Raw genomic sequence first — 17294 nt, 5'->3', positions numbered from 1 at the left:
AGGCGTGCTCCCCAGAGTTCCCAATGACCGTCGCGTCCATCGCCACGGTTCTATAGCCTATCTTCCGCGACCGGATCATTTTGGGTCCGCGCCGCAACTGGTTTAACCGGTTCATCGACCGGAAAAAAGGTATATGACAACGTGATTTCCTTCACGTGCGTCAGGATCGGATCCTTCGCCATTTCAGGATCGACGAAGAAAACCACGGGCATTTCCACCGTTTCGCCGGCCTCAAGAGCCTGCTCTGTAAAACAGAAGCACTGGATCTTGTTGAAATAGGATCCGGCCTCATTCGGCGTGACATTGAAAACCGACGTGCCGATGGTCCGATGGTCGGAGTCATTGGTGGCCAGATAGACCATCTGGGCGGTTTCGCCCATTTTCAGTTTGACGGTCTTTATCTTGGGCTTGAACGTCCAGTTCAATGCCGGATTGACGTTGCCGTCGAGCCGAACGGTGATCTCACGATCGATGATCACATCGGATTCGGCTTCCGCCCTTTGGGTCGTGCCGCCATAACCGGTCACCTGGCAGAAAAGCTGGTAAAGCGGAACCGCGGCATAGGCCGCGCCGATCATCGAGACGAACAGGCCGGCGCAGATCAGACCGACGATCCGGTTCCGGCGCGCAGACTGATCAGGCTGTGTGGCGGGGCGGTTGGTCATGCGATCCTCACAAAGGCCTGGTGAGAACGTCAGGCCCCATCTTCACGATGGTGACCACGTAAAACAGAACAACCAGCGCGGCGAGCACAAGCGCGATCGCGATCGACCGCGAACGACGGTTCTTCTTCTGCTTTTCGGTCAGTTTCACGCCATCGTCTTCCATGACCACCTCAGACCAGCCGTGCCAGAAGGTTTTCGCCCAGAAGGAGAGCGAAAATCAGGAAGAGATACAGGATCGAATAGCTGAAGAGCCGGACCGCGGCCTTGCGGGCGGCATCACCCTCGCGCTTCCGCCAGACGTTGAAGGCGAGCGCAACGAATACGGCGCTCAGAACGGATGACACGGCGCCATACACCGGGCTCGCGAAACCGAGCAGATACGGGCTGACCACGATCGGCGCAAGAATGACCGCATAGGCGAGGATCTGCGTCCGCGTGGAGGATTCGCCTGCCACGACCGGCATCATCGGAATGCCGGCGGCGCGGTAGTCGCCGCTCTTGAACAGCGCCAGAGCCCAGAAATGGGGCGGCGTCCACATGAAGATGATCAGGAACAGGATCAGGCTTTCCAGGCTGACATTGCCCGTGACAGACGCCCAGCCGATCATCGGGGGAAATGCGCCGGCCGCGCCACCGATGACGATGTTCTGCGGCGTGGAGCGCTTCAGCCACATGGTGTAGATCACCACATAGAAGAAGATCGTGAAGGCGAGAAAGGCGCCAGCGAACCAGTTCACCAGCAGGCCGAGTGTCAAAACAGAGCCTAGAGAGAGAGTCAGGCCGAATGCCAGGGCCTCTTCAGGGGTCACTTTACCTGCGGGTATCGGACGCTTCTGGGTGCGCGACATGATGCGGTCGATATCGGCATCGTACCACATGTTCAGCGCTCCGGACGCCCCCGCGCCGATGGCGATGCACAGAAGGCCCACGCCCGCGAGAACCGGATGCAGCCCGCCCGGCGCCAGCATCATGCCGACGAAGGCCGTAAAGATCACCAGTGACATGACACGCGGCTTCAACAGCGCGATATAGTCACCGACCGATCCCATTCCGCCGTCCCAGGTGGCGTCTTCTCCGGTCATCAATTCGTGGCGCTCTGCGAGCGACATGCGGCCTATCCTTATTTTCTTCCCAAACCGGCGGCAACTTGCACGCCGGCGGTTTTTATGTTGCGGCACCGCGCCGGACAGCGCGATGCCGGGTGTCGATTCCGGCCGGCGGGAGTAATGAACGCCCCCGGCCGGATGCCGTTACCTGATGCGCGGCAGCGTCTCGAACTGGTGGAACGGCGGCGGGGACGACAGGGTCCACTCGAGCGTCGTCGCACCTTCGCCCCACGGGTTGTTTCCGGCAACGCGCTTCTTGGCGAAGGCCTCGACGATACCGAAGAGGAACACCAGAACCGCGAAAGCGGAGATGTAGGAGCCGATGGAGGAAACCATGTTCCAGCCGGCCAGCGCATCCGGGTAGTCGACATACCGGCGCGGCATGCCGGCAAGACCCAGGAAGTGCTGCGGGAAGAAGACCAGGTTCACGCCGATGAAGGTGATCCAGAAGTGCGCCTTCCCGATCATTTCATTGTACATGTAGCCGAACATCTTCGGGAACCAGTAGTACCAGCCGGCGAAGATAGCGAACACGGCCCCAAGCGACAGCACGTAGTGGAAGTGAGCCACGACGTAATAGGTGTCGTGCAGGGCGCGGTCGAGACCGGCGTTGGCAAGCTGCACACCGGTCACACCGCCAACGGTGAACAGGAAGATGAAGCCGATTGCCCAGACCATCGGAGTACGGAACTCAATGGAGCCCCCCCACATGGTAGCGATCCAGGAGAAGATCTTCACACCCGTGGGCACCGCGATGACCATGGTAGCCGCCACGAAGTAGGCCTGCGTGTCGACCGACATACCCACCGTGTACATGTGGTGAGCCCACACGATGAAGCCGACGACGCCGATGGCGACCATGGCGTAGGCCATGCCGAGGTAACCAAAGACCGGCTTGCGGGAGAAGGTGGAGATGATGTGGCTGATGATGCCGAAGCCCGGGAGGATCAGGATGTACACTTCCGGATGGCCGAAGAACCAGAACAGGTGCTGGAACAGGATCGGGTCACCGCCGCCGGCCGGATCGAAGAACGTCGTGCCGAAGTTGCGGTCCGTCAGCAGCATGGTGATACCGCCGGCCAGAACCGGCAGGGACAGAAGCAGCAGGAACGCGGTGATCAGTACGGACCAGGCGAACAGCGGCATCTTGTGCAGGGTCATGCCCGGCGCACGCATGTTGAAGATGGTGGTGATGAAGTTGATCGCCCCGAGGATCGAGGAGGCACCGGCAATGTGCAGCGACAGGATCGCCAGGTCCATCGCAGGCCCGGGCTGACCGGTGGTCGACAGCGGCGGGTAGATGGTCCAGCCGCCGCCCACACCGTAGGCGCCCGGCGCGCTCGGCATGAAGGCCGAGAGCAGCAGCAGCAGGAACGCCGGCGGCAGGAGCCAGAAGGAGATGTTGTTCATGCGCGGGAACGCCATGTCCGGCGCGCCGATCATGATCGGAACGAACCAGTTGGCAAAACCGCCGATCAGGGCCGGCATGACCATGAAGAAGATCATGATGAGGCCGTGCGCCGTCGTGAAGGCATTGAACATGCTCTTTCCGGCATCCATGGCGGTAGCGCCTTCTGCGCCGTAGACCATGGCCGCGAGACCGTGGAAGATCTGGATGCCCGGCTCAGCCAGTTCCCAGCGCATCATCACGGACAGGAAACCACCGATGATGCCCGCCATGATCGCGAAGATCAGGTACATCGTGCCGATGTCTTTATGGTTAGTCGAATAGACGTAGCGGCGCCATCCTATCGGATGATCGTGCGCTGCGTGGGCGTCGGTCGCAGCCATGCTTGTGCTCCCTCGTAGATTTCCAATGCTGCGCGCCACTCTAGCCCTTGAGCGCGCAGCTACCCCAGTTTCTATGCCGTCCGGAAGCTTACCGTGCGGCGACCTTCACATTCGCCGTAGCGGTGTCGGCAGCGGCAGACTTGCGCGCGGCATCGATATCGGCCAGCAGCTGCTCTTTTGCCACGTCTATGTCATCCTTGGCCGCCTCCACCCAGGCATCATACTGCTCCTGGGTAACGACACGGATAGCGATCGGCATGTAGGCATGATCCTTGCCGCACAGTTCGGAGCACTGGCCGTAGTAGATGCCGGTGCTGCGGGCACGGAACCAGGTTTCGTTCAGGCGTCCCGGTACAGCGTCCACCTTGACGCCGAATGCCGGCATGGCGAAGGAGTGCAGAACGTCCGCGGCGGTCACCTGGACACGCACGGTCTTGTCCACCGGCACGACCATCGAATAGTCGACAGCCAGAAGACGCGGCACCTGCGACAGCTCGAGACCGCGGGCTTCGGCGAATTCCTTGCGCTCTTCGTCACTCATCATGATGGAATCGAAGCTCACATCCTCCATGCCTTCGTCGGCGTATTCATAGCCCCAGTACCACTGGTAGCCGGTCACCTTGACCGTCATGTCGTATTCCGGGATGTCGAGTTGCTTGAAGAGCAGGCGGAACGACGGAATGGCGATCACGACAAGGATCAGAATCGGCACGATCGTCCAGACCACCTCGATCATCGTGTTGTGCGATGTCCGGGACGGGGTCGGATTGGCCTTGGAATTGAACCGCACCATCACGATCACCAGCAAGGCCAGGACAAACAGCGTGATGACTGTGACGATTCCGAGTGTCAGATTGTTAAACGAATGGATACTGTCCATGACGTCGGTATCGGACGCCTGCAGCCCGAGCTGCCAGGGCTTGATTCCGGATTCCGCCATAACCGCCCCTGTTGAAGTGGCCAGTGCAACCGCACCGCCAGTCAGCTTCATGAGACGCTTGAAGATAGCCTTCACGCCTACGCTCCCTTCCCTCTTAATCCGCCACGTTTCAGGCGGACCACGCATGCCTATTTCCCGGACCGCAAAGCCCGCTCAACATTTAGGCAGAACCCTGCCCGAGAAACGGCATTCCAATCCGGTTTTGCCGCATCATAAACACAATCGCCAATGTAGCGCGATCTCGCCCGTAGCTGGAGCGGCGATCTGCCGCATGCATCACACTAGAGGCTTAATGCCGCACAAAAAACACAACAATCGGCTATCTGCAATGGTGTTGCGGGTAATTATTTCACGACAGCCCACACCTCTCCAGTTGATATTTATCAATGACGGCCCGAATTCAGCTAAAAAACCAAGGAATATGCTATCGACAACGCCTACGGGCTGGTCATGGACACCCTGTTGCGGCAATGTCGCCGATGAAATCTGACGCTGATTCGTCTTCTGGATACCGGTTGAAAACCGATGCGATCCAGGCCGGAATCGACTGGCGCAATTGACTGGAGGATTCTTTGTCGATCCGTTCGTTGCAATACCGTACCGCTTTTCTCCGGACGCAGGCCGGGCTCTACGGCAAAAAACTATGCAAAACGCTGCTGGCCGTGAGCATGATTGCGGCAGGCCTCGCCACTTCCGTGCCGCCGGTGGCGGCCCAGGGTGAAGTCAAAGCGACCCATGGCGACTGGCAGATGCGTTGCGACACGCCGCCGGGCGCCACAAGCGAGCAATGCGCCCTGATCCAGAACGTTACGGCCGAAGACCGCGAAAACGTGGGGCTTTCCGTTATCGTCCTGAAGACTGCCGACAAGCAGGCGCGCATCCTCCGGGTTCTCGCCCCTCTTGGCGTGCTGCTTCCCTCCGGACTTGGGCTCAGGGTGGATGACGCGGATATCGGACGGGCGGGGTTTGTGCGCTGCCTTCCCAACGGCTGTATCGCCGAGGTCATTCTGGAAGATGCATTGCTGGCCAAGCTGAAAGCCGGCGGTCAGGCGACCTTCATCATTTTCCAGACGCCGGAAGAGGGCATCGGCATTCCGATCTCCCTGAACGGCTTTTCCGCAGGCTTCGACGCCCTGCCCTGATCGAAGTCAGCTGGTTCTCCGCCTGACGCCCTCGGCCGCGGCTCCAGGGGCAAGGGATCAGGCGCAAAGGATCAGGCAGATGGGGTGGATTTGTCCTGCTCGTCGACACCGGCCTGCAGGCGCGGTGTGACGCCGTGGAGCCGGTCGGTCCCTGCGAAGGGGCCGTCTGTCAATTCCATGGCAAGCCGTTCCTGATCGCGGCGGCGGACGTCTTCCTCGATCTGGGCGATACGATCGGCAGGAATGCCGAGCCGCTCAAGAGCTGCCTTTCCGAAGGCAACGCTCGATTCGAAGGTTTCCCTGATCTGGAAATCGACGCCGAGTTTTGTCAGCACGAGGGCATGTGCCCGATCCGTCGCACGACAGAACAGGAGCGCCTTCGGGAACCCTTCGCGCAGCAGTTCGATCGACTTGCCCATCACACGATCATTTTCGATACACATCGCAATGAGCGCCGCCTTGCCGGCGCCCGCCGCGGCGAGCACGTCGGCGCGCGTGGCATCGCCGTAGTAGACCTTGTAGCCGAGCTTGCGCGCATAGGCGATCCGGTCCGGGCGGTTGTCGATCGCCGTTATCTCGAGACCTTCCGAGGTCAGGATCTGCGCGACCATCATCCCGAACCGGCCGAAGCCGATCACAAGGACCGTCGGCATTGCCTCTTCAAAGGACTCGATCGCCGGGGTGTCGCCCCCCCTCGCCTTCATGCGTCCGGCAATCGCATCAAGACCGAGGCAGGCCAGGGGGGTCATCAGCATCGAGATAATGACGATCGCGCTCAGGATATTGGCATACTGATGGTCCAGAACCTGGCTTCCGATCGCGGCCGTGAACAGAACGAACGCGAATTCCCCGCCTTGAGGCAAGGTGACCGCGACCCTCAGCGCGTCGGAATTGGACGACCCGCTCACCCGGGTCAGCCCCCAAAGATAAGCGCCCTTTACCAGCATGACGACGAAAACGCCGACAATCACTTCGGCAAGGTGGTTACCGAGAACCGTAAAATCGAGTGACATGCCGACCGCGATAAAGAAAAGGCCCATCAACAGGGATCGGAACGGCTCGATATCGGCTTCCAGCGTGTGTTTGAAACTGGATTCGGCCAGAAGGACGCCAGCCAGAAAGGCTCCCATTGCCATGGACAGGCCGACCGTATGCATCAGGTCGGCACTTCCCAGCGCAACCAGAAGGGCCGCGGTGAGCATGACTTCCCGGGCCCGGCTTCCTGCCAGAAACAGAAACAGGGGCGAGGCCAGATATCGCCCTGCCAGGATAACCGCGGCGACCGCGCCGAGCGTCTTGGCGGCTTCCGCCAGAATGCCCGGGCCACCTTCACCTGTCTGGCCCGGCGCCAGGATGGAAACCATCGCCAGGAGCGGCACGATGGCAATGTCCTGAAGGAGAAGGATCCCGAATGCGCGCTGACCATATGCGGAGGACAACTGACCGCGTTCCTGCAGGATCTGAAGGGCGAATGCGGTGGAGGACAAGGCCATGCCGAAACCGGCGATCAGGGCCGCACTGGTCGGCAGGCCCGCAAGCGAGGCAATGCCGAAGAACGTCAGGCCCGTCAGGACGACCTGGGCGGTTCCCAGGCCGAATATATCCCTTTTCATGCGCCACAATTTCTTCGGATCGAGTTCCAGGCCGATCACGAAGAGCAGCAGAACCACACCCAGTTCGGCCACATGCAGCACATCCTTGCCGGCCTCGATCAGTTTAAAGCCGAACGGGCCGAGGAAGACACCGGCGGCCAGATAGCCGACAACCGACCCCAGACCCAGGCGCTTGGCCAATGGCACCGCCACGACGGTCGCCGTCAGCAGAACAATCGATTCGTGAAGAAACGGGGGTGCGCCTTCGACCGCCATTCTGTCTCCCGGATTCTGGTTAAACTCCGACTACCCGGGAATCAGTGTAACCCGAATCGGTAACTCATTTCCGAAGCCTGCAAAGACAGCGGCAATTTCGCCTGCCTCTCCCGGCATGATGCAGCATCGATGCCGTCAGACCGCGGTGCCGCCGACCGTCAGCGCGTTGATGCGCATGGAGGGCTGGCCGACACCGACCGGAACGCCCTGGCCCTGCTTGCCGCAGGTGCCCATACCGGGGTCGAGCTTCATGTCGTTGCCGATCATTGCGACGCGCGTCAGGGCATCCGGCCCGTTGCCGATCAGCATCGCGCCCTTGACCGGCGCGCCCACCTTGCCGTCCTCGATCTTGTAGGCTTCCGTGCAGGAGAAGACGAACTTGCCGGAGGTGATGTCGACCTGGCCGCCGCCGAAGGCGACCGCATAGATCCCGTTCTTCACCGACGCCAGGATTTCTTCGGGCTCCTTGTCGCCCCCCATCATGATGGTGTTGGTCATGCGCGGCATGGGGATGTGGGCGTAGGACTGGCGGCGGCCGTTGCCGGTCGGCGCCATGCCCATCAGCCGGGCGTTCTGGCGGTCCTGCATATAGCCGACGAGGATGCCGTCCTCGATCAGGGTGGTGCGGCTGGAGGGGGTTCCCTCGTCGTCGACGCTCAAGGAGCCGCGTCGATCCGGAATCGTGCCGTCATCGACGATCGTCACGCCGGGAGAGGCAACACGCTGACCCATCAGCCCGGCGAAGGCCGAGGTCTTCTTACGGTTGAAGTCGCCTTCAAGGCCATGACCGACCGCTTCGTGCAGCAGGATCCCGGGCCAGCCCGGACCGAGTACGACATCAAGTGTTCCGGCAGGTGCCGGGACCGCTTCCAGATTGACCAGTGCCTGGCGCAGGGCCTCATCCACCCCGCCCTGCCAGTTTTCGGGTGTGATGAAGCGCTCGAAGCCTTCACGGCCGCCGCAGCCGAAGGACCCGGTCTCCTGGCGCTCGTCGGACCCGGCGATCACGCTGATGCTCATTCGGACCATCGGACGCACGTCGCGCACACGGTGACCGTCGGCGCGCAGGATATCGACCACCTGCCACGAGCCGGCAAGCGAAGCGGTCACCTGGCGCACCCGCGGATCCTTCGCCCGCGCATAGGCGTCGATTTCCTGCAGGAGTTTGACCTTGTCCTCGAAACTCGGTCCGCCGAGCGGATTGGCGTCGGTATAGAGCGACTGGTTGGTCCGAGCCGGGGCAGCCGCATAGGAGCCCGAATGTCCGGTCTTGACGGCACTCACGGCGTCGGCCGCACGCTTCAGGGCGCCTTCGGAAATTTCACCCGAATGGGCATAGCCCGCTGCCTCGCCGGCGACAGCGCGCAGGCCGAAGCCCTGAGCCGTGTCATAGTTGGCGCCCTTCAAACGACCGTTGTCGAAGACGAGCCCTTCCGATTGGCGGTATTCGACGAATAGCTCGCCGTCATCGGCGCCGGACAGGGCGTCAGCCGTTATCCGCCGTGCGGTCTCAAGGCCAAGGCCGGACGTTTCAATGAGATCGGAGGAGATATCGGCCATGGTGAAATCCCTGTTTCAGAAGCCTGCCGGCAGGTCGCGGCGTTGCCTGCGTCTCTGCCCGGCTCCGGTTCGTGACGTGTCGTTCCCGGTAACATAGACACTTTTCAAATGATTTCACCTGCCGGGAGAGATTCTCCACGCGCAAGACCCGATCCGTGTCGCAGCTTCCCGTCCGAAAGGCACCGGCAAAGTCTTGCCCCGGCTTTCGGCTGATTCCGAGCATCGGGCGATAATCTGAGCTAGGTATTCTGCCCAAGACTTGCCCTGTCCCGCCGGACTGCCTAGAGCATCGGACGATAACTTTGAACTATTTGACCGGCGCGCTTTTGTCTGCTGGCAAGGCGGATTGCGCGCCGTGGTGTTTCCCACCACAAGCGCGAGCCGCAAAAACACGGGCCAACGCGGTCAGCGGGCAAAAGAGCCCGGCCCTTCGGGTGTCTGAAAGCAGTCCATCGGCTGCGTTGCGCCGCTTGCACGATGCACCGCATCTCAGCTCACACGACGCGCCTGGCCGAACGAACTGTTTTCAGACATCAAATGCTTCAAAGTCAGCGCCCGATGCTCTAGGATCGCGCAAAAGATGGAAGCCGGCGGCTGAGCAATCAACGATGCCGGCATTTTAGCCACCCCGGATAATTAAAATGATGAACCGTTACGAAAACCCGCGCATGCCGAGCGAAGCCAAAATCCGATATCTCGACGGCGACTATCAGGTCGAAAGCCCGGGTACCTTCGTTCGCTGCGCCGTTACCGGCGCAGCCATTCCGCTGGAAGAATTGAAATACTGGTCCGTGGAAAACCAGGAGGCTTACGTGGACGCGGCCGCTTCGCTCAAGCGATACAAGGAAACGCATCCGGCGAAAGCCTGATATCAAACGGATACGGTGCGCCGACGCGACAGGCTGATGCCGTCTTTCATGTTCTGCGCCAGCAACCGGATATTCACGGCACCGGCCATCAGTTCCACGGCCTGGACGGCATAAAACCAGACATCGAACTGTCCGGCCTGGGCACGCAGCGCCAGGAACACGGCCGACGGCAGCAGAACGCACAGCCCGTTCGCCGCGATGATCCGCATTCTGCGCATTTTCCGGGTGACCACCGGCGATCGCCAGCCTTTCCCGAGTACCACTCCCGAAATCCCGGTCGCCATCATGGCCGGGATCAGTCCGGCCATCGCCCACAGGATGCCGGTCTTGACACCGGCAATCGCTTCTTCGGTTCCAAACAACTCCGAAATCAGGGTCGCGCTCCAGAACACGGAAATCAGGGCCAGAGCCAGTCCGCCGGCAGACGCATGCAAGATCGCTTTCATCGTTCGCACTCCAATTACATAGCATGCTATTTATATAGCACTTGAATAGCGTGCTATGCAATGCGTAAATAGCCTTATGGCTTTTAAGAAACTGCAATCGGCGGGTTATCTCGCCAACCACATGGCGCGCCTCTTCGCGCTCGCCCTGCACAGGGAAATTGCCCCCCTCGGGCTGGCGCCCGCCCAGTTCATGACCCTTCTGGAGCTCTGGTCGGAGGAAGGCCTGACCCAACGCGACCTGATCCGGCGCCTGGACGTCGAGCAGGCGACGGTGGCCAATACCCTGTCACGTATGGAACGTGACGGTCTGATAGTCCGTAAACCGCATCCGGAGGATCGGAGAGCCCAGTCCGTCTGGCTCACCGACAAGGCGAAGGCGCTGGAAGCCCCGGCGAAGGCCGCTGCGACCGGCGTCAACGAGAAGGCGCTTGCCACACTTTCTGAGGAAGAAAGAAACGCCTTTGTCGCCGTGATGGGCCGGGTGATTGCAAATCTGCAAAGACCCGGATGATTTCGGCCTTTAACGTCAAAGGGCCCGAAATCTCAGCGCCTGAAAGTGCGCGACCGTTTGATCTCGCGAATGAGACCGATCAGACGGTCCTCGCCTTCAATTTTCATCGTCACGTTCAAAACGGCGGAGCGTGCGGCCAGCCAACGGAAAATCTCGTGCCGGGCGGTCTTGAGCCGCACCATGTCCTTCGATGTCGTCACCAGTTGGAGCCCCTTGGCTTCCGCCTTTGTCAGCAAGGCCTGGGCTTCCTTTTCGGAAAATCCGTGATGATCGGCAAAGGCTCGGGTTTCGGTGACTTTCAGTCCCAGTTTTTGCAGAGTGGCAAAAAATTTCTGAGGTCGCCCGATCCCGGCATAGGCCAGCAGGGAGACTTCCCGCAGCAACTCCGTGTCGTCGGCTTCAAGCGCCGCAGTGCAGATCGGCAGACCTCTGCGGGAGGCGAGATGAACAGCCCGCCGCGCCGCATCGCCCTCGCCCACGACCACGAGGACATCGGTCTTGAGAATCTGCGCGGTGATCGGCGCGCGCAAGGGGCCGGCAGGAAGACAGCGTCCGTTTCCAAGACCGGTTTCGGCGTCCACCAGGACGATGCTCAGGTCCTTGTGAAGCGAGGGGTTCTGAAAGCCGTCGTCCATGAGGATGATATCGGCATCGAGTTCCCCGATCAGCCGGGCGCCGGCAACCCGGTCGGCGGCAATCACTGTCGGCGCCTGCCGGGCCAGCAGCAGCGCTTCATCGCCGACCGTTGCGGCATCATGCTCAAACGCATCGACAACCAGCGGCCCCTCTTCCGTGCCGCCATATCCCCGCAGCAGAAAGGCAGGCTTGTACCCCTCCGCTTTCAAGCGCTTCGCCAGCCGCAGGCTGAACGGCGTCTTGCCGGTTCCTCCGACCACAAAGTTTCCGATGCAAATGACAGGCACCGATGCGCGGCCTTGCGGATTTTGCAGCATGCGCTGCCCGGCGATGCGCCCGTAGATCAGGGATGGCAGAAAAAGAACAAGCGCCTGCCAGCTGAAACCCCGCCACCAGAAATCAGGCGCCTGTTTCATCCCGCGACTCCATCCCCGGATGACTGGACGGTTCCCGCAATGAGGGGTTCCAGATATTCCAGCGTCTGTTTCAGCGCACCGCGCCCGCTTTCGACAATTGCCGCGGCATGTGCGACCTGCCGTTCGCGTTCCTGATCGCCCGTCTGCAGCGCAAGAACCGCCTCGGCCAGCATTGCCGGATCTTCAACCCTTTTGGCCGCCTCTCCCTCCCAGAGGGATTTGTAGATCGCATGCGCATTGGCCACTTTGGGACCGGAGAGAATGGCTGTACCGAAGCTTGCCGCCTCCAGCGGATTATGTCCACCGACATCGACGTAAGAGCCGCCGAGAAACACGATCGGCGCCAGCCGGTAGAACAATGCCATTTCTCCGAGCGTATCCCCCAGGTAGACCTGGGATCGGGCTTCCGGCAGTTCGTGGCGGCTGCGCCGGGCCAGTGAGAAACCCTGCGACTCGACAGTTTCTTCCATCGCGTCGGCGCGCACCGGGTGTCTCGGAACCAGGATCAGCAGACAATCGGGCATCCTGTCCAGGATCGCGCGATGCGCCCGCAGGACAATTTCGTCCTCGCCCGGATGGGTGAGCGCCGCCAGCCAGACGGGCCGGACGCCGATGGATGCCTTCAACCGGTCCACTTGCGCCTGATCCGCATCCTTCGGACGGGCATCGAACTTCAGGTTTCCGGGGCAGATCACATCGCGACACCCCAGTTTTTTCAGACGTTCCGCATCCGCCGGCGTCTGGGCAAGCGCGATATCCAGGCAGCCGAAGAGATAAGCCGAGGCTTCGCGCAAGCGCGACCACCCTTTGAAACTGCGGTCGGACATGCGGCCGTTGACCAGAATGAAGGGAATTTGCCGATCATGAATTGCAACGAAGATCCCCGGCCAGATCTCCGATTCCACGGTCATGGCCATGTCCGGCCGCCAGTGATCGAGAAAGGCGCGGACGTAACCGGGGCTGTCGAACGGCACGAACTGGTGAAGAGCCCGGTCCGGCAACCGCGCCGCCGCCAGCTCCGCAGACGTTCGCGTGACCGTGGTCAGAACGACGAAGAACCCGCGATAGCTGAGGGTTTCAATCAGGGGCAGGACCGAGTTCGTCTCGCCGACGCTCGCCGCATGGATCCAGATCACCGGACCGGCCGGCCGGGCAATGGCGGACCGTCCCCATTTCTCGTTTCCCCTTGCCGGATCGTCCTTGCCCGCCCGGCACCGCACCAGGTGCACCAGCCGGTACAGGGGGGCTGCAAGCCTTGAGACGGCCAGATAAAGCGTCACCAGCAAGGGCCGGGCTTCAGCCATCGCTGCGCCCGACGAGTTCATAGGCCCGCGCGGTCACCCGGTTCAGACCGGCTTCCACGCTCTTGCGGGCATTTTCCAGTTCCTCTTCATCGGCTTCCGCCGGAACATAGATCGGTTCGTCCACAACAACGGCTCCCTTGCCAAACGGCAGATTGACGCTGGCCTTGTCCCAGGTCGAAAGATCGAGGCTCCGGCTTGTTGCCACTGCAACGGGAACGATGGGACGTCCGGAATGTCTGGCGAGTTGAACGATCCCGCTGCCCGATACGCGCGCAGGCCCTTTCGGCACGTCCGCGGTCATCGCAATATTCTCGCCGTTCTTCAATGCCCTGAGCGCCTCGATAAAGCCACGCATGCCGCCGCGCTTGGTAATCTGATGTTTCTTCTGGCTTCCCGATGCCCGGATCAGGCCGATGCCGAGTTTGCGAATGACCGTCGCGTTGACCTCTCCGTCCGCGGAACGGGAAATCATCACGCGGGTCGGCCAGCCTTCGGGCGAAAAAAACGGGACGATGAAATGCTGCCCGTGCCACATCGCGAAGATGACCGGCAGATGCGGATCCAGTTTTCCGTACAGATCGGAGGGCTCGAAAACGAACCGGTTGGTTCGATAGACGAATTTCAGATATCCGGCGAGGAAAGAACCGACACCCCTTACGACGGCGGGGTGGCGGCCGATACGTTTGATCATTTCTTCAAAAAGTCCGAACGGGCCCCAGATCCTGGCTTGGGCTCATGCATTAGCGTCGGGATCCAGCAGCCGGTGCATATGGACGATGAAGTAACGCATGTGCGCATTGTCGACGGTGGCCTGGGCCTTTGCCTTCCAGGCCTCATAGGCCTTCGCGTAATTCGGGAAAATGCCGACGATATCCAGATCGTCGAGATCCCGGAACGTCAGGCCTTCCGGGCTTTCCAGCTCACCGCCGAACACAAGATGCAGGAGCTGCTTGGGAGATTCGGTTTCGCTCATTGTTCAAATCCCGCTGCTTAGAATGCCGTACCCGCTATGTGCCGACGGCTGCTGAGATGGTATCGCACACTGGCCCGACAAGGCGCTTCGGCGCCGCAATCAGGCCCGGGTGCCGGGTGGTTTCCTTGTTGTAGGTAACACCATTCCCGTTAAGGTCGGTCAACCTGCCGCCCGCTTCCTGCACCAAAAGATCGGCAGCCGCAAGATCCCAATCACTGGGACCGCCACGCGCCGCGGCAACTTCGACCCGCCCCGCGGCAACCAGAGCGATCCGGTAGGCCAGCGACCGGACATTCGGCATACGCTCGAAACCGGCCTTCAGAATCTTGTCGTTCGCCACGATCGAATGCGGGCCGGACAGGCGCGCGCCCTCAACCGCATTGTGGCTGGAAACGGTGATCTTCTCGCCGTTGAGCCGGGCGCCGCGGTTCGCAACAGCAGAGAACAGTTCCCGGCGAACGGGGCAATAGACCACGCCGGCGACCGGCCGGCCGTGATCCACGACCGCAAGCGCCACCGTCCATTCATCGCCGCCTGCCAAAAAAGCACGGGTACCGTCTATCGGGTCGACGATGAAGGTCCTCGGACGGGCCAGACGTTCCTTGTTGTCGACCGCTTCTTCCGACAACCAGCCGTAGTCCGGCCGGGCCATGCGAAGAACCTCAGCGAGGTAGCCGTCGACCTCCATATCGGCCTCGGAAACCGGTGACTTGTTGTCCTTGAACCAGGTCCTCGGATCGCCGCCGAAAAAGGAAAGCGCAATCTCACCGGCCTGCCTTGCCGCATCTTCCAGCAGGACGAGATCTTCCAGGTTCGGATCAGTCTCCGGCAAGGGCCAGTCCTTCTATCAGGATCGACGGGCTCGCGACCGAATAGCGCGCATCGAGGTCGCTCGCCGGCACAAGCCGGGCAAACATGTCCTTCAGGTTGCCGGCGATGGTGATCTCGCTGATGGCCTGGACCGGTTCGCCGTTCTCGAACCAGAAACCGGCGGCTCCACGCGAATAGTCGCCGGTCACGCCGTTGACGCCGTGACCGATCAGGTCGGTCACCAACAGGCCTTCACCGACCTCCTTCATCAGTTCCTCCGGGGATTTCACGCCGGGATTGAGCGTCAGGTTGGTCGGACCGGGCGCCGTGCCGGAGCCGCCGCGATGGGCGCGTCCGTTCGGCTCAAGCCCAAGTTCGCGCGCCGACGCGCTGTCCAGAAACCAGTGCTTCAAAGTGCCGTCGTCGATCATGTTCAGGACGCTCGCCCCCGTCCCCTCGCCATCGAAAGGACGGGTCGCAGCGCCCCTCGGCTTGAAGGGGTCATCGACGATGGTGATCCCCGGAGCAAAGATCCGCTCACCCATCTTGTCGCGCAGGAAGCTGGAGCCGCGGGCCACGGACGCGCCGTTGATCGCTCCGCCGAGATGCCCGAGCAGGCTGCGCGCGGCGCGCGATTCATAAAGGACGTTGGTCGTTCGGGTCGAAATCTTTCGCGGATTGAGCCGGCGCACCGCCCGTTCGCCTGCCCGCCGGCCGATGTCGGCCGGGTTTTCCATGTCTTCGAAAAACGTCCGGTAATCGTAGTCGTAGTCGCGCTCCATCCCGGTGCCCTCACCGGCAACTGCGGTCATCGACAGACCGTAACGCGATGTCAGGTAGGCCCCGGAGAACCCATGGCTGGTCGCAAGCACGACCCCCGCCAGGCGCCAGGACGCACCGGCGCCGCCTGACTTTGTGACGCCAGCGACCGCAAGCCCCGCCTCTTCGGCTTCACGGGCAAGGTCCGTGAGGGCCCCGGCGTCCAGTTCCCGGGCATCCAGCATTTCCAGCTCGGGCAGGCTGGTCAGCAGCCGGTTCTGATCGGCCAGCCCGGCAAAGGGATCTTCCGGCGCGACCCTTGCCATGGCGACGGCCCGTTCGGCCAACCCTTGCGGGTCATCTATCGTGTTCGCCGAAACCGAGGCAGTGCGTTTGCCGACGAATACCCTCAGGGTGACGTCGTCTCCTTCCGCCCGGTCGGTTTCCTCAACCTTGCCGTCACGCACATCGACCGAAAGCGACACACCGGTGAGCGCGACCGCGTCACACGCATCCGCTCCGGCCTTCTTCGCAGCCTCGACCAGGCGCGTTGCCCGGCTTTCCAGTTCGCTCTGGTCAATCATGTCTGACATGGATCTCGGTTCTCCTGATTGTGGGATTGTTTAGGACGATGTCCTGCCAAGGGCAAGGAGCGGCGACAAACACCATGGTTCACAAAACATGAATGCATCGGTGAGAATTCGGTAACCCTCTTGAAAATCAGACTTTTTTAACCGTGCCTGTTAAGCTGATCGGTACATCGTGCTGCTAGATTGACCTCATTCGCGAGACCAGAAACATAACAGGTCCGACGGAGAGGCACATTGGGACGTCAAACAGCATATCAGGCGGCCACAGAAGCCGGGGCGAGCAGGGAATTCCCGCTCGACCCCGGCCACCTGCCGCTGACCTTTCAAGGCAAGGCCGGTTCGTTTTCGAACGGTGATCGGGATCTCCAGACGGTCGAAATCAATCTCGACCGGGAACGCGTGATGATCAATCCCGTTTCCTCCGGCACCCCTTCCGGCACCGTGGTTCCGGTGAAGACATTTGCCGGCGTCATGGTTCAGATCGCTCCGGCGGACCAGAACGGCACCGTCTGCGCGAAACTGATCCTGAAACATCCGGACGAAGGCCTGTCGGTCCTTCTAGCCGAAACCGGAAATCCGGAAGAACTTGCCGCCCTCTGGCCCGCATGGTCGAAATCCCTCGGCCTGCCGATGCTGGTCTGTGACCTGGGCGGCAAGGTCAAGCCGATCGAGGCCTACTCCGCACGGCCCTCCGCTGGTCCCGCGCCGCGGCGCAGGATGGCCCTCCTGACGGGACGTAGGCCCCGTTTCCTGGTTCGCCGTAAATCCGGCTCCAATGAGGGCGCAAGGATGATCCATCGGGACGAGCGCGAGATCATCGCCCGAACCTGATCCGTAAAATCCGATCGTGAAAATTATCAATATCGTAAGGTAAAATTGACGATTTCCCGCTAGATTCGACGGATCAT

General features: G+C 61.3%; 18 protein-coding genes. 4 read left to right on the top strand and 14 right to left on the bottom strand.

Annotation, left to right across the window (positions count from 1 at the left end; translation table 11 throughout):
• Positions 1-50 precede the first annotated feature (50 nt).
• From ACN0SO_RS06970 to coxB, 5 genes are all read right to left on the bottom strand, one after another.
• Positions 51-665: a cytochrome c oxidase assembly protein gene (locus ACN0SO_RS06970; RefSeq protein ID WP_417675926.1), complete on the bottom strand. Its 615-nt coding sequence runs from the start codon at positions 663-665 to the stop codon at positions 51-53.
• 7 nt (positions 666-672) lie between these two features.
• Positions 673-828: a hypothetical protein gene (locus tag ACN0SO_RS06965; RefSeq protein ID WP_417675924.1), complete on the bottom strand. Its 156-nt coding sequence runs from the start codon at positions 826-828 to the stop codon at positions 673-675.
• A gap of 7 nt (positions 829-835) precedes the next feature.
• Positions 836-1774 carry a heme o synthase gene (gene cyoE / locus ACN0SO_RS06960; protein WP_417675922.1) on the bottom strand — a complete coding sequence of 313 codons (939 nt, stop codon included), beginning with the start codon at positions 1772-1774 and terminating at the stop codon, positions 836-838.
• Between the two features lie 141 nt (positions 1775-1915).
• On the bottom strand, positions 1916-3562 hold the full coding sequence (gene ctaD, locus ACN0SO_RS06955; RefSeq protein ID WP_417675920.1) for a cytochrome c oxidase subunit I: 1647 nt from the start codon (positions 3560-3562) through the stop codon (positions 1916-1918).
• Positions 3563-3650: 88 nt separating this feature from the next.
• A complete protein-coding gene (gene coxB / locus ACN0SO_RS06950) occupies positions 3651-4502 on the bottom strand; it encodes a cytochrome c oxidase subunit II (protein ID WP_417676408.1) in 852 nt (283 codons plus the stop codon).
• 668 nt (positions 4503-5170) lie between these two features.
• On the opposite strand from coxB, the gene ACN0SO_RS06945 reads away from it, so the two are divergent.
• Complete coding sequence (locus ACN0SO_RS06945) at positions 5171-5644, top strand: invasion associated locus B family protein (RefSeq protein ID WP_417676406.1); 474 nt, start codon at positions 5171-5173, stop codon at positions 5642-5644.
• A 71-nt stretch (positions 5645-5715) separates the two neighbouring features.
• On the opposite strand, the gene ACN0SO_RS06940 is transcribed toward ACN0SO_RS06945, so the two are convergent.
• Positions 5716-7512 (bottom strand): monovalent cation:proton antiporter-2 (CPA2) family protein, encoded by a 1797-nt coding sequence (locus ACN0SO_RS06940; protein WP_417675918.1) that lies wholly within the window; start codon positions 7510-7512, stop codon positions 5716-5718.
• Between the two features lie 135 nt (positions 7513-7647).
• Positions 7648-9072 (bottom strand): metalloprotease TldD, encoded by a 1425-nt coding sequence (tldD, locus tag ACN0SO_RS06935; protein WP_417675916.1) that lies wholly within the window; start codon positions 9070-9072, stop codon positions 7648-7650.
• 641 nt (positions 9073-9713) lie between these two features.
• Between tldD and ACN0SO_RS06930 the strand changes: the two genes are divergently transcribed.
• Positions 9714-9941: a DUF2093 domain-containing protein gene (locus ACN0SO_RS06930; RefSeq protein ID WP_417675914.1), complete on the top strand. Its 228-nt coding sequence runs from the start codon at positions 9714-9716 to the stop codon at positions 9939-9941.
• A 2-nt stretch (positions 9942-9943) separates the two neighbouring features.
• Here the strand turns inward: ACN0SO_RS06930 and ACN0SO_RS06925 are convergent, their stop codons facing one another.
• Positions 9944-10387, bottom strand: a complete 444-nt coding sequence (locus ACN0SO_RS06925; protein ID WP_417675912.1) for a hypothetical protein — start codon at positions 10385-10387, stop codon at positions 9944-9946.
• Positions 10388-10463: 76 nt separating this feature from the next.
• Here ACN0SO_RS06925 and ACN0SO_RS06920 point away from each other — a divergent pair, with 76 nt between their 5' ends.
• Entirely contained in the window at positions 10464-10898 is a 435-nt protein-coding gene (locus ACN0SO_RS06920) for a MarR family winged helix-turn-helix transcriptional regulator (protein ID WP_417675910.1), read from the top strand.
• Between the two features lie 32 nt (positions 10899-10930).
• Here ACN0SO_RS06920 and lpxK read toward each other — a convergent pair whose 3' ends face one another.
• Genes lpxK through ACN0SO_RS06890 form a run of 6 tightly spaced genes read right to left on the bottom strand, consistent with a single transcriptional unit; the run spans position 10931 to position 16389 of the window.
• The gene (gene lpxK / locus ACN0SO_RS06915; RefSeq protein ID WP_417675908.1) at positions 10931-11950 is read right to left on the bottom strand and encodes a tetraacyldisaccharide 4'-kinase; all 1020 of its coding nucleotides are present in this window, start codon (positions 11948-11950) and stop codon (positions 10931-10933) included.
• Positions 11947-13254 (bottom strand): 3-deoxy-D-manno-octulosonic acid transferase, encoded by a 1308-nt coding sequence (locus tag ACN0SO_RS06910; RefSeq protein ID WP_417675906.1) that lies wholly within the window; start codon positions 13252-13254, stop codon positions 11947-11949. Before ACN0SO_RS06910 ends, lpxK begins: the two co-directional genes overlap by 4 nt.
• Positions 13247-13945 carry a lysophospholipid acyltransferase family protein gene (locus tag ACN0SO_RS06905; protein ID WP_417675904.1) on the bottom strand — a complete coding sequence of 233 codons (699 nt, stop codon included), beginning with the start codon at positions 13943-13945 and terminating at the stop codon, positions 13247-13249. The genes ACN0SO_RS06910 and ACN0SO_RS06905 overlap by 8 nt, the downstream gene beginning before the upstream one ends.
• 42 nt (positions 13946-13987) lie before the next feature.
• Entirely contained in the window at positions 13988-14227 is a 240-nt protein-coding gene (locus ACN0SO_RS06900; RefSeq protein WP_417675902.1) for a DUF4170 domain-containing protein, read from the bottom strand.
• A 34-nt stretch (positions 14228-14261) separates the two neighbouring features.
• Positions 14262-15059: a 3'(2'),5'-bisphosphate nucleotidase CysQ gene (locus ACN0SO_RS06895; protein ID WP_417675900.1), complete on the bottom strand. Its 798-nt coding sequence runs from the start codon at positions 15057-15059 to the stop codon at positions 14262-14264.
• On the bottom strand, positions 15046-16389 hold the full coding sequence (locus ACN0SO_RS06890; protein WP_417675898.1) for a TldD/PmbA family protein: 1344 nt from the start codon (positions 16387-16389) through the stop codon (positions 15046-15048). Before ACN0SO_RS06890 ends, ACN0SO_RS06895 begins: the two co-directional genes overlap by 14 nt.
• 231 nt (positions 16390-16620) lie before the next feature.
• On the opposite strand from ACN0SO_RS06890, the gene ACN0SO_RS06885 reads away from it, so the two are divergent.
• On the top strand, positions 16621-17217 hold the full coding sequence (locus tag ACN0SO_RS06885) for a DUF6101 family protein (RefSeq protein ID WP_417675896.1): 597 nt from the start codon (positions 16621-16623) through the stop codon (positions 17215-17217).
• Positions 17218-17294 lie beyond the last annotated feature (77 nt).

The sequence above is a fragment of the Roseibium sp. genome (assembly GCF_048260565.1).
Lineage (GTDB): Bacteria > Pseudomonadota > Alphaproteobacteria > Rhizobiales > Stappiaceae > Roseibium.
This window is presented reverse-complemented; position numbering and strand designations above follow the sequence as displayed.